The sequence below is a fragment of the Bacillus sp. PS95 genome (genome assembly GCF_037963565.1).
Taxonomy (GTDB): domain Bacteria; phylum Bacillota; class Bacilli; order Bacillales; family Bacillaceae; genus Bacillus; species Bacillus subtilis.
Genome location: NZ_CP150160.1, coordinates 121,207 through 135,145 on the forward strand (window position 1 = coordinate 121,207; position 13,939 = coordinate 135,145).

Here is a 13,939-nt window from a genome sequence, read left to right on the forward strand (position 1 = left end):
GTCAATATCTATGTATAAATTATACAAGTATGGAAATGCTAATAAAATCGGTATTTGTTTTTGGATGTGGTTTTCTTAATTAGAAACCCTTTTTTCTTTTGTCTTGTAAAAGTATTTTCTTTCTTTGGAAGAAATGCTTATTACACATATAATACGCATGATTTGAGGGGTGAATCAGTTGACAGGTCAACTAGTTCAGTATGGACGACACCGCCAGCGCAGAAGCTATGCTCGCATTAGCGAAGTGTTAGAATTACCAAATCTCATTGAAATTCAAACCTCTTCTTATCAGTGGTTTCTTGATGAGGGTCTTAGAGAGATGTTTCAAGACATATCACCAATTGAGGATTTCACTGGTAACCTCTCTCTTGAGTTCATTGATTATAGTTTAGGTGAGCCTAAATATCCTGTAGAGGAATCAAAAGAACGTGATGTGACTTACTCAGCTCCGCTAAGAGTGAAGGTTCGTTTAATTAACAAAGAAACTGGAGAGGTAAAAGACCAAGATGTCTTCATGGGTGATTTCCCTATTATGACAGATACAGGTACTTTTATCATTAACGGTGCGGAACGTGTTATCGTTTCCCAGCTTGTTCGGTCTCCAAGTGTATATTTCAGTGGTAAAGTAGACAAAAACGGTAAAAAAGGTTTTACCGCAACTGTCATTCCAAACCGTGGCGCATGGTTAGAATACGAAACTGATGCGAAAGATGTTGTTTATGTCCGCATTGATCGCACACGTAAGTTGCCGGTTACGGTTCTTTTGCGTGCTCTCGGCTTCGGCTCTGATCAAGAGATTCTTGATCTCATAGGAGAAAACGAATACCTGCGAAATACGCTTGATAAAGATAACACAGAAAACAGCGACAAAGCGTTGCTGGAAATTTACGAGCGTCTCCGTCCTGGAGAGCCGCCTACAGTAGAAAATGCGAAAAGCTTGCTTGATTCTCGTTTCTTTGATCCGAAACGATACGATCTTGCCAATGTAGGACGCTATAAAATTAATAAAAAACTTCATATTAAGAATCGCCTCTTCAATCAGAGACTTGCTGAAACGCTTGTTGATCCTGAAACAGGAGAAATCCTTGCTGAAAAAGGCCAGATTCTTGATAGAAGAACGCTTGATAAAGTACTGCCATACTTAGAAAACGGAATCGGTTTTAGAAAGCTGTATCCGAATGGTGGCGTTGTTGAAGATGAAGTGACTCTTCAATCAATTAAAATCTTTGCTCCGACTGATCAAGAAGGAGAACAGGTTATTAATGTAATCGGCAATGCTTACATTGAAGAAGAGATTAAAAACATCACGCCTGCTGATATTATTTCTTCAATCAGCTACTTCTTCAACTTGCTGCACGGAGTAGGCGACACAGATGATATCGATCATCTTGGAAACCGCCGTTTACGTTCTGTAGGCGAGCTTCTTCAGAACCAATTCCGTATCGGTTTAAGCCGTATGGAGCGTGTGGTTCGTGAGAGAATGTCAATTCAAGATACGAATACAATTACGCCTCAGCAGCTGATCAATATTCGTCCTGTTATTGCGTCCATTAAAGAGTTCTTTGGAAGCTCACAGCTTTCTCAATTCATGGATCAGACGAACCCGCTTGCTGAATTAACGCACAAGCGTCGTCTGTCAGCATTAGGACCGGGCGGATTGACACGTGAGCGTGCCGGAATGGAAGTGCGTGACGTTCACTACTCCCACTATGGCCGTATGTGTCCGATTGAAACGCCTGAGGGCCCGAACATCGGTTTGATCAACTCACTATCATCTTATGCAAAAGTAAACCGTTTTGGCTTTATTGAAACGCCATATCGCCGCGTTGACCCTGAAACAGGGAAGGTAACGGGCAGAATCGATTACTTAACTGCTGATGAAGAGGATAACTATGTTGTCGCTCAAGCGAATGCTCGTCTTGATGACGAAGGCGCCTTTATTGATGACAGCATCGTAGCTCGTTTCCGCGGGGAGAACACTGTTGTTTCCAGAAACCGTGTAGACTACATGGATGTATCGCCTAAGCAGGTTGTATCTGCTGCGACAGCATGTATCCCGTTCTTAGAAAACGATGACTCCAACCGTGCCCTCATGGGAGCGAACATGCAGCGTCAGGCTGTGCCTTTGATGCAGCCGGAAGCGCCATTTGTTGGAACTGGTATGGAATACGTATCAGGAAAAGACTCTGGTGCCGCTGTTATTTGTAAACACCCTGGTATCGTTGAACGCGTAGAAGCGAAAAACGTTTGGGTTCGCCGTTATGAAGAAGTAGACGGTCAAAAAGTAAAAGGAAACCTGGATAAATACAGCCTGCTGAAATTTGTCCGCTCTAACCAAGGTACGTGCTACAACCAGCGTCCGATCGTAAGTGTCGGCGATGAAGTGGTAAAAGGAGAAATCCTTGCTGACGGTCCTTCTATGGAGCTTGGTGAACTTGCACTTGGCCGTAACGTAATGGTCGGCTTCATGACGTGGGATGGCTACAACTATGAGGATGCCATCATCATGAGTGAACGCCTAGTGAAGGATGATGTTTATACATCTATCCACATTGAAGAATACGAATCAGAAGCACGTGATACGAAACTTGGACCTGAAGAAATCACTCGCGATATTCCAAACGTCGGTGAAGATGCGCTTCGCAATCTTGATGACCGCGGAATCATCCGTATTGGGGCAGAAGTAAAAGACGGAGATCTTCTTGTTGGTAAAGTAACGCCTAAAGGCGTAACTGAACTGACTGCCGAAGAACGCCTTCTTCACGCCATCTTTGGCGAGAAAGCCCGCGAGGTTCGTGATACTTCTCTTCGTGTGCCTCATGGCGGCGGCGGAATTATCCATGACGTTAAAGTCTTCAACCGTGAAGACGGAGACGAACTTCCTCCAGGTGTTAACCAGTTAGTACGCGTATATATCGTTCAGAAACGTAAGATTTCTGAAGGGGATAAAATGGCCGGTCGTCATGGTAACAAAGGTGTTATCTCTAAGATTCTTCCTGAAGAGGATATGCCTTACCTTCCTGACGGCACACCGATTGATATCATGCTTAACCCGCTGGGCGTACCATCACGTATGAACATCGGGCAGGTATTGGAACTTCACATGGGTATGGCCGCTCGTTACCTTGGCATTCACATTGCATCTCCTGTATTTGACGGAGCGCGAGAAGAGGATGTCTGGGAAACACTTGAAGAAGCCGGCATGTCTCGTGACGCCAAAACAGTGCTTTACGACGGACGTACTGGAGAGCCGTTTGATAACCGTGTATCTGTAGGTATCATGTACATGATCAAACTAGCTCACATGGTTGACGATAAACTTCATGCACGCTCTACAGGCCCTTACTCACTTGTTACGCAGCAGCCTCTTGGCGGTAAAGCGCAATTTGGCGGACAGCGTTTTGGTGAGATGGAGGTTTGGGCACTTGAAGCTTACGGTGCGGCTTACACTCTTCAAGAAATTCTGACTGTTAAGTCTGATGACGTGGTTGGACGTGTGAAAACATACGAAGCCATCGTTAAAGGCGACAATGTTCCTGAACCAGGTGTTCCGGAATCATTCAAAGTATTAATCAAAGAACTTCAAAGCTTAGGTATGGATGTCAAAATCCTTTCTGGTGATGAAGAAGAAATAGAAATGAGAGATTTAGAAGACGAAGAAGATGCGAAACAAGCTGACGGCCTGGCATTATCAGGTGATGAAGAGCCGGAAGAAACAGCATCTGCAGACGTTGAACGCGATGTAGTAACAAAAGAATAATCTCTAGTTATAAAGGCAAGTGACATCGGTTAATCCGAAGAAAAAAGGGAGGTAGGCCCCTTGCTAGATGTGAACAATTTTGAGTATATGAACATCGGTCTTGCTTCACCAGATAAAATCCGTTCATGGTCTTTTGGTGAAGTGAAAAAGCCTGAAACGATAAACTATCGTACGTTAAAACCTGAAAAGGACGGTCTATTCTGCGAACGCATTTTCGGACCGACTAAGGACTGGGAATGTCATTGCGGGAAGTACAAGCGAGTTCGTTATAAAGGCGTAGTTTGTGACCGCTGCGGAGTCGAAGTAACACGGGCTAAAGTCCGTCGTGAGAGAATGGGGCACATTGAACTGGCTGCCCCAGTTTCCCACATTTGGTATTTCAAAGGTATTCCAAGCCGTATGGGTCTTGTGCTGGATATGTCACCTCGTGCTTTAGAAGAAGTCATTTACTTTGCTTCTTACGTTGTAACTGATCCGGCGAATACACCGCTTGAAAAGAAACAGCTTCTGTCTGAGAAAGAATATCGTGCTTATCTTGATAAATACGGTAATAAATTCCAGGCATCTATGGGTGCTGAAGCAATTCATAAACTTCTTCAAGATATCGATCTTGTAAAAGAAGTTGATATGTTAAAAGAAGAGCTGAAAACTTCACAAGGACAACGCCGTACTCGTGCGATCAAACGTCTTGAAGTTTTAGAAGCCTTCCGTAACTCAGGAAACAAGCCTTCTTGGATGATCCTTGATGTGCTTCCTGTTATTCCTCCGGAGCTTAGACCGATGGTTCAGCTAGATGGCGGACGTTTTGCGACTTCTGATTTGAATGACCTTTATCGTCGTGTCATCAACCGTAACAATCGTTTGAAACGCCTTTTGGACCTTGGTGCGCCTAGCATCATCGTTCAAAACGAAAAGCGTATGCTTCAAGAGGCTGTCGATGCCTTAATTGACAACGGCCGCCGCGGACGCCCTGTAACAGGCCCTGGTAACAGACCGTTAAAATCTCTTTCTCACATGCTGAAAGGGAAGCAAGGCCGTTTCCGTCAAAACCTTCTTGGTAAACGTGTCGATTACTCCGGACGTTCTGTAATCGTTGTTGGTCCTCATTTGAAAATGTACCAATGCGGATTACCGAAGGAAATGGCGCTTGAACTTTTCAAACCTTTCGTTATGAAAGAACTTGTTGAAAAAGGTCTTGCTCACAACATTAAGAGTGCGAAACGCAAAATTGAGCGCGTACAGCCTGAAGTTTGGGATGTGCTAGAATCAGTTATTAAGGAGCATCCGGTACTGCTGAACCGTGCCCCTACACTTCACAGATTAGGTATCCAGGCGTTTGAACCAACGCTTGTTGAAGGACGCGCAATCCGTCTTCACCCACTCGTATGTACAGCTTACAACGCTGACTTTGACGGTGACCAAATGGCGGTTCACGTACCATTATCTGCTGAAGCACAAGCTGAAGCACGTATCTTGATGCTTGCTGCTCAAAACATCTTGAACCCTAAAGATGGTAAACCGGTTGTAACACCGTCTCAGGATATGGTACTAGGTAACTATTACCTGACACTTGAGCGTGCCGGTGCTGTCGGTGAAGGTATGGTCTTCAAGAATACAGACGAAGCGCTTCTTGCTTATCAAAACGGATATGTTCACCTTCATACGAGAGTAGCTGTTGCAGCTAACTCACTTAAGAATGTGACATTTACCGAAGAACAGCGCTCAAAATTGTTAATTACAACTGTCGGTAAGCTTGTCTTCAATGAAATTCTTCCGGAATCATTCCCTTACATGAATGAACCAACGAAGAGCAACATTGAAGAGAAAACACCTGACCGTTTCTTCTTAGAAAAAGGTGCTGACGTTAAAGCTGTTATCGCACAGCAGCCAATCAATGCGCCGTTTAAAAAAGGCATTCTGGGTAAAATCATCGCGGAAATCTTTAAACGATTCCATATTACGGAAACGTCTAAAATGCTTGACCGCATGAAAAACCTAGGTTTCAAATATTCAACTAAAGCTGGTATTACAGTTGGGGTTTCTGACATCGTCGTACTTGATGATAAACAAGAAATTCTTGAGGAAGCGCAAAGCAAAGTTGACAACGTTATGAAGCAGTTCCGCCGCGGTCTTATCACTGAAGAAGAACGCTATGAGAGAGTCATCTCTATCTGGAGTGCTGCAAAAGACGTTATCCAAGGCAAACTGATGAAATCACTTGATGAACTCAACCCGATCTACATGATGAGTGACTCTGGTGCCCGTGGTAACGCATCTAACTTTACACAGCTTGCCGGAATGCGCGGCCTGATGGCCAACCCGGCTGGACGTATCATTGAGTTGCCGATCAAATCAAGTTTCCGTGAAGGTCTGACAGTATTGGAGTACTTTATCTCCACACACGGTGCGCGTAAAGGTCTTGCCGATACCGCTCTTAAAACTGCTGACTCAGGTTACCTTACACGCCGTCTCGTTGACGTTGCGCAGGATGTTATCATCCGTGAAACTGATTGCGGAACTGACCGAGGCATTCTTGCTAAGCCTCTTAAAGAAGGAACTGAAACAATTGAGCGCTTAGAAGAACGCTTAATCGGACGTTTTGCAAGAAAACAAGTGAAGCACCCTGAAACAGGTGAAGTGCTTGTGAATGAAAACGAACTGATCGATGAAGATAAAGCACTGGAGATTGTCGAAGCCGGCATTGAAGAAGTGTGGATCCGTTCTGCCTTCACATGTAATACGCCTCATGGTGTATGTAAACGATGCTATGGCCGAAATCTTGCAACTGGCTCCGATGTTGAAGTCGGTGAAGCTGTCGGAATCATTGCTGCCCAATCAATCGGTGAGCCTGGTACACAGTTAACAATGCGTACATTCCATACAGGCGGGGTTGCCGGAGACGATATCACACAGGGTCTTCCGCGTATCCAAGAGCTTTTCGAAGCGCGTAATCCGAAGGGTCAGGCAACAATTACAGAAATCGACGGTACAGTCGTTGAGATCAATGAAGTTCGTGATAAGCAACAGGAAATTGTGGTTCAAGGCGCAGTGGAAACACGTTCTTATACGGCACCTTACAACTCCCGCCTGAAAGTAGCGGAAGGAGATAAAATTACTCGAGGCCAAGTACTGACAGAAGGTTCAATCGATCCGAAAGAACTTCTTAAAGTGACTGACCTGACGACTGTTCAAGAGTATCTTCTCCATGAGGTTCAAAAGGTTTACCGTATGCAGGGTGTTGAAATCGGTGATAAACACGTAGAAGTAATGGTTCGCCAGATGCTTCGCAAAGTACGCGTAATTGATGCCGGTGACACTGATGTGCTTCCAGGTACATTGCTTGATATTCACCAATTTACTGAAGCAAACAAAAAGGTATTACTTGAAGGCAATCGACCTGCTACAGGCCGTCCTGTCTTACTCGGTATTACAAAAGCATCTCTTGAAACTGATTCATTCTTATCTGCTGCTTCCTTCCAGGAAACAACACGTGTCCTTACAGATGCAGCGATCAAAGGTAAGCGTGACGAGCTTCTCGGCTTGAAAGAGAATGTTATCATCGGTAAGCTTGTTCCAGCTGGTACAGGAATGATGAAATACCGTAAAGTAAAACCAGTATCAAATGTTCAGCCGACTGACGATATGGTCCCGGTTGAATAACTGATTTAATGCTGCTGAAAGACTGCAAAAACAGTCTTTCAGCAGATATATTTATGAAAAAGTCACTCTATGAGAAGAACGAAACTAAAAAATGTCATACCTTGTTGACATTCGTCTCCTAGAATGATAATATAACCAAGGTGCTCGAAATAAACCTGTTACTTTGGAGGATATGTTTATGTCTTATGATAAAGTATCACAGGCCAAATCAATTATTATTGGTACGAAGCAAACAGTGAAAGCTCTAAAGCGAAGTTCAGTAAAGGAAGTAGTCGTTGCAAAAGACGCAGATCCGATACTCACGTCAAGTGTTGTTTCACTTGCTGAAGATCAAGGTATCTCTGTCTCAATGGTTGAATCCATGAAAAAGCTCGGCAAAGCCTGCGGAATTGAGGTAGGAGCAGCCGCTGTTGCCATTATTTTATAACGTACTTTTGTTTTTGCGTAAGATTCCATCTTGTGTAAAGACATTGTTTTTTGCCTTTTGATGAACCACCTGGGTATGTGGGTTATAAAACGTAATGAAGGGAGGAAAAATTCATGCCTACAATTAATCAGCTAATTCGCAAAGGACGCGTGAGTAAAGTAGAAAACTCAAAGTCTCCTGCACTTAACAAAGGATACAACAGCTTTAAAAAAGAGCACACTAACGTATCTTCTCCACAAAAACGCGGGGTATGTACTCGTGTTGGTACAATGACACCGAAAAAACCGAACTCAGCACTTCGTAAATATGCTCGTGTTCGTTTGACTAACGGAATCGAGGTTACTGCTTACATTCCTGGTATCGGTCACAACCTGCAAGAGCACAGTGTTGTACTTATCCGCGGCGGACGTGTAAAAGACTTACCAGGGGTACGTTACCACATCGTTCGTGGTGCGCTTGATACTGCTGGAGTTGAAAACCGTGCACAAGGCCGTTCTAAATACGGTACGAAAAAACCTAAAGCAAAATAATATAAGAAAATACGCATAATTGATGAAGGGAGGATATTCAGATGCCACGTAAAGGTCCTGTAGCAAAAAGAGATGTTTTACCTGATCCGATTTACAACTCTAAGCTTGTATCTCGTTTAATCAACAAAATGATGATCGATGGTAAAAAAGGTAAGTCTCAAACAATCCTATACAAGTCATTCGATATCATTAAAGAACGTACTGGCAATGATGCAATGGAGGTTTTCGAACAAGCATTGAAAAACATCATGCCTGTACTTGAAGTAAAAGCACGCCGTGTAGGTGGTGCGAACTACCAAGTTCCTGTAGAAGTTCGTCCTGAACGTCGTACGACTCTTGGACTTCGCTGGTTAGTTAACTACGCTCGTCTTCGCGGAGAAAAAACGATGGAAGAGCGTTTAGCTAACGAAATCCTTGACGCAGCTAACAACACTGGTGCTGCTGTTAAGAAACGTGAAGACACTCATAAGATGGCTGAAGCAAACAAAGCATTTGCTCACTATCGCTGGTAGGATTTATAGATTAACAAAACACAATTTCCTAATAAGGAAGGAGAAATTACCCAATGGCAAGAGAGTTCTCCTTAGAAAAAACTCGTAATATCGGTATCATGGCTCACATCGATGCCGGTAAAACGACTACTACAGAACGTATCTTGTTCTATACTGGTCGTATCCACAAAATTGGTGAAACTCATGAAGGAGCTTCACAAATGGACTGGATGGAGCAGGAACAAGAACGTGGTATCACAATCACTTCCGCTGCGACAACTGCACAGTGGAAAGGATACCGCGTAAACATCATCGATACTCCAGGACACGTAGACTTCACAGTTGAAGTTGAACGTTCTCTTCGTGTACTTGATGGTGCTGTTGCTGTACTTGACGCGCAATCAGGCGTTGAGCCTCAAACAGAAACTGTTTGGCGTCAGGCAACAACTTATGGAGTACCGCGTATCGTTTTTGTTAACAAAATGGACAAAATCGGTGCAGACTTCCTTTACTCTGTAGGAACTTTAAGAGACCGTCTTCAAGCAAACGCTCATGCAATTCAATTGCCGATCGGTGCTGAAGATAACTTCGAAGGTATCATCGACCTTGTAGAAAACGTTGCGTATTTCTACGAAGATGACCTCGGAACTCGTTCTGATGCAAAAGAAATCCCTGAAGAGTACAAAGAGCAAGCTGAAGAGCTTCGCAACAGCCTTATTGAAGCTGTATGTGAGCTTGATGAAGAGCTTATGGATAAGTACCTTGAGGGTGAAGAAATCACAATTGACGAGTTAAAAGCAGGAATTCGTAAAGGTACTTTAAATGTTGAATTCTACCCTGTTCTTGTTGGTTCTGCCTTCAAAAACAAAGGTGTTCAACTAGTACTTGATGCTGTTCTTGACTACCTTCCTGCACCAACTGACGTTGCTGCAATCAAAGGTACACGTCCTGATACAAATGAAGAGATTGAGCGCCATTCTTCTGACGAAGAGCCATTCTCTGCATTAGCATTTAAAGTTATGACTGACCCTTACGTTGGTAAGTTGACGTTCTTCCGTGTGTACTCTGGAACACTTGATTCTGGTTCATACGTGAAAAACTCTACTAAAGGCAAACGTGAGCGTGTTGGACGTATTCTTCAAATGCACGCTAACAGCCGTGAAGAAATCTCTACTGTATACGCAGGGGATATCGCAGCTGCTGTAGGTCTAAAAGATACAACTACTGGAGATACTCTATGTGATGAGAAGGATCTTGTTATCCTTGAGTCAATGGAATTCCCAGAACCAGTTATCGACGTTGCTATTGAGCCTAAATCAAAAGCTGACCAAGATAAAATGGGTATCGCTTTAGCGAAACTTGCTGAAGAAGATCCTACATTCCGTACTCAAACAAACCCAGAAACTGGCCAAACGATCATCTCTGGTATGGGTGAACTTCACCTTGATATCATTGTTGACCGTATGAAACGCGAATTTAAAGTAGAAGCCAATGTTGGTGCTCCTCAAGTTGCGTACCGTGAAACATTCCGTACCGGTGCAAAAGTTGAAGGTAAATTCGTACGTCAGTCTGGTGGACGCGGTCAGTTCGGACACGTTTGGATCGAATTCGAACCAAACGAAGAAGGCGCTGGCTTTGAATTTGAAAATGCGATTGTCGGTGGGGTTGTTCCTCGTGAATACATCCCAGCTGTTCAAGCAGGTCTGGAAGATGCACTTGAAAATGGTGTACTAGCAGGCTTCCCGCTTATCGACATTAAAGCTAAACTTTTCGACGGTTCTTACCATGATGTTGACTCAAACGAAATGGCATTTAAAGTTGCTGCTTCTATGGCATTGAAAAATGCAGTCAGCAAATGTAACCCAGTTCTTCTTGAACCAATCATGAAAGTAGAAGTGGTTATTCCAGAAGAATACATGGGAGATATCATGGGTGATATCACTTCACGTCGCGGACGCGTAGAAGGTATGGAAGCACGCGGTAACGCTCAAGTTGTTCGTGCTATGGTTCCTCTTGCTGAAATGTTCGGTTACGCTACTGCACTTCGTTCTAATACGCAAGGTCGCGGTACGTTCACTATGCACATGGATCACTACGAAGAAGTGCCGAAGAGCGTCGCAGAAGAAATTATCAAAAAAAATAAAGGCGAATAATTGATTTTGCCGCTTAACTCAAGTATAACTACTATTGTAAGATGAGGAAGTGAAAGCTTTCTTTCACTTCCTATCACTCTATACATTACTAATTAAAAGCTCTTAAGGAGGATTTTAGAATGGCTAAAGAAAAATTCGACCGTTCCAAATCACATGCCAATATTGGTACAATTGGACACGTTGACCATGGTAAAACAACTTTAACTGCTGCTATCACAACAGTACTTCATAAGAAATCTGGTAAAGGTACAGCTATGGCGTACGATCAAATTGATGGTGCTCCAGAAGAACGCGAGCGCGGTATCACAATCTCTACTGCACACGTTGAGTACGAAACTGAAACTCGTCACTATGCACACGTTGACTGCCCAGGACACGCTGACTATGTTAAAAACATGATCACTGGTGCTGCGCAAATGGACGGAGCTATCCTTGTAGTATCTGCTGCTGATGGCCCAATGCCACAAACTCGTGAGCACATCCTTCTTTCTAAAAACGTTGGTGTACCATACATCGTTGTATTCTTAAACAAATGCGACATGGTAGACGACGAAGAGCTTCTTGAACTAGTTGAAATGGAAGTTCGCGATCTTCTTAGCGAATACGACTTCCCTGGTGATGATGTACCAGTTGTTAAAGGTTCTGCTCTTAAAGCTCTTGAAGGAGACGCTGAGTGGGAAGCTAAAATCTTCGAACTTATGGATGCGGTTGATGAGTACATCCCAACTCCAGAACGCGACACTGAAAAACCATTCATGATGCCAGTTGAGGACGTATTCTCAATCACTGGTCGTGGTACAGTTGCTACTGGCCGTGTAGAACGCGGACAAGTTAAAGTCGGTGACGAAGTTGAAATCATCGGTCTTCAAGAAGAGAACAAGAAAACAACTGTTACAGGTGTTGAAATGTTCCGTAAGCTTCTTGATTACGCTGAAGCTGGTGACAACATTGGTGCCCTTCTTCGCGGTGTATCTCGTGAAGAAATCCAACGTGGTCAAGTACTTGCTAAACCAGGTACAATCACTCCACACAGCAAATTCAAAGCTGAAGTTTACGTTCTTTCTAAAGAAGAGGGTGGACGTCATACTCCATTCTTCTCTAACTACCGTCCTCAGTTCTACTTCCGTACAACTGACGTAACTGGTATCATCCATCTTCCAGAAGGCGTAGAAATGGTTATGCCTGGAGATAACACTGAAATGAACGTTGAACTTATTTCTACAATCGCTATCGAAGAAGGAACTCGTTTCTCTATTCGTGAAGGCGGACGTACTGTTGGTTCAGGCGTTGTTTCTACAATCACTGAGTAATAGTATGATTTTAAACGAGACCCCTGCGGGTCTCGTTTTTTGTTTGCTTATCTTTTTCTTGTATAATAGGATCTATCATATTCGAGGGGTTAATATTTATGATTCCTGAAAAGAAATCAATCGCAATCATGAAAGAACTAAGCATTGGAAATACAAAGCAAATGCTGATGATAAATGGAGTTGACGTGAAAAATCCATTGCTGCTTTTTTTACATGGCGGGCCGGGAACGCCGCAAATTGGATATGTTAGACATTATCAAAAAGAGCTGGAACAGTATTTTACAGTAGTTCATTGGGATCAGAGAGGATCGGGGCTTTCTTATTCTAAGCGAATTTCGCATCACTCTATGACAATAAATCACTTCATTAAAGATACAATCCAAGTCACTCAATGGCTTTTAGCTCATTTTTCAAAATCAAAACTTTACCTAGCCGGTCATTCTTGGGGGTCAATACTGGCGCTTCATGTTTTGCAGCAGTGTCCTGATTTATTTTACGCGTATTATGGAATCAGCCAGGTTGTTAACCCTCATGATGAAGAATCAACTGCTTATCAACATATTCGTGAAATTTCTGAATCAAAAAAAGCCAGCTTATTATCTTTCCTCACACGTTTCATTGGTGCTCCGCCTTGGAAGCAGGATATCCAGCACCTTATCTATCGGTTTTGTGTCGAGTTAAGCAGGGGAGGCTTCACTCGCCGTCATCGTCAATATCTAGCTGTATTATTTCAAATGCTTACTGGCAATGAGTATGGAGTGCGGAACATGCACAGCTTCCTCAATGGATTGCGCTTCAGTAAAAAACATTTAACTGGTGAGTTGTACCGGTTTAATGCTTTTACATCAGTTCCTTCTATTAAAGTACCGTGTGTTTTCATTTCAGGGAAACATGACTTAATTGTTCCTGCTGAAATATCGAAACAGTATTATCAAGAGCTTGAGGCACCCGAAAAGCGCTGGTTTCAATTTGAGAACTCAGCTCACACCCCGCATATTGAGGAGCCGGCATTATTCGCGAACACATTAAGTCGACATGCACGACACCATTTATGATAGATCCTTGATAAATAAGAAAAACCCCTGTATAATAAAAAAAGTGTGCAAACCATGCATATTTTAAATAAGTCTTGCAACATGCGCCTATTTTCTGTATAATGGTGTATGTTGGTCTTTGACTGCGATGAAGTGAGAGGTTGCTGACACACCCGGCCGCTTTGCCATGGCAAGGTGTTCAGGTTTTTCTCACGGAGAACTGTCTAACGTGATGTAGGCGAAAAGGAGGGAAAATAATGGCAAAACAAAAAATTCGTATTCGTTTGAAAGCATATGATCATAGAATCCTTGATCAATCTGCAGAGAAGATTGTTGAAACGGCAAAACGTTCTGGTGCCAGCGTATCTGGTCCGATTCCGTTGCCAACTGAAAAATCAGTTTACACAATCCTTCGTGCGGTGCACAAATACAAAGATTCTCGTGAGCAATTTGAAATGCGTACACATAAACGTTTAATCGACATTGTGAACCCAACACCACAAACTGTTGATGCTCTTATGCGATTAGACTTACCATCTGGTGTCGATATCGAAATTAAACTTTAATTCTAAAA

General features: G+C 43.2%; 9 protein-coding genes. All 9 read left to right on the plus strand.

Features of this window, described 5'->3' with window-relative positions:
• Positions 1 to 178: 178 nt before the first annotated feature.
• The 9 genes from rpoB (at position 179) to rpsJ (ending at position 13,931) form a co-directional block, all read left to right on the plus strand.
• The gene (gene rpoB, locus NSQ12_RS00680; RefSeq protein ID WP_009966326.1) at positions 179 to 3,760 is read left to right on the plus strand and encodes a DNA-directed RNA polymerase subunit beta; all 3,582 of its coding nucleotides are present in this window, start codon (positions 179 to 181) and stop codon (positions 3,758 to 3,760) included.
• A gap of 60 nt (positions 3,761 to 3,820) precedes the next feature.
• Positions 3,821 to 7,420, plus strand: coding sequence for a DNA-directed RNA polymerase subunit beta' (gene rpoC, locus NSQ12_RS00685; protein WP_004399688.1), 3,600 nt, complete (start codon positions 3,821 to 3,823; stop codon positions 7,418 to 7,420).
• A gap of 178 nt (positions 7,421 to 7,598) precedes the next feature.
• Positions 7,599 to 7,847 carry a 50S ribosomal protein L7ae-like protein gene (locus NSQ12_RS00690; RefSeq protein ID WP_088325204.1) on the plus strand — a complete coding sequence of 83 codons (249 nt, stop codon included), beginning with the start codon at positions 7,599 to 7,601 and terminating at the stop codon, positions 7,845 to 7,847.
• A gap of 113 nt (positions 7,848 to 7,960) precedes the next feature.
• Positions 7,961 to 8,377, plus strand: coding sequence for a 30S ribosomal protein S12 (rpsL, locus tag NSQ12_RS00695; protein ID WP_003225781.1), 417 nt, complete (start codon positions 7,961 to 7,963; stop codon positions 8,375 to 8,377).
• 41 nt (positions 8,378 to 8,418) lie between these two features.
• Positions 8,419 to 8,889, plus strand: a complete 471-nt coding sequence (gene rpsG / locus NSQ12_RS00700) for a 30S ribosomal protein S7 (protein ID WP_003225784.1) — start codon at positions 8,419 to 8,421, stop codon at positions 8,887 to 8,889.
• Positions 8,890 to 8,942: 53 nt separating this feature from the next.
• Positions 8,943 to 11,021, plus strand: coding sequence for an elongation factor G (gene fusA / locus NSQ12_RS00705; protein ID WP_003235056.1), 2,079 nt, complete (start codon positions 8,943 to 8,945; stop codon positions 11,019 to 11,021).
• A gap of 119 nt (positions 11,022 to 11,140) precedes the next feature.
• A complete protein-coding gene (tuf, locus tag NSQ12_RS00710) occupies positions 11,141 to 12,331 on the plus strand; it encodes an elongation factor Tu (protein ID WP_003235058.1) in 1,191 nt (396 codons plus the stop codon).
• Between the two features lie 98 nt (positions 12,332 to 12,429).
• Positions 12,430 to 13,386, plus strand: coding sequence for an alpha/beta hydrolase (locus tag NSQ12_RS00715; protein WP_076458786.1), 957 nt, complete (start codon positions 12,430 to 12,432; stop codon positions 13,384 to 13,386).
• 236 nt (positions 13,387 to 13,622) lie between these two features.
• Positions 13,623 to 13,931, plus strand: a complete 309-nt coding sequence (rpsJ, locus tag NSQ12_RS00720; RefSeq protein ID WP_003156464.1) for a 30S ribosomal protein S10 — start codon at positions 13,623 to 13,625, stop codon at positions 13,929 to 13,931.
• Positions 13,932 to 13,939 lie beyond the last annotated feature (8 nt).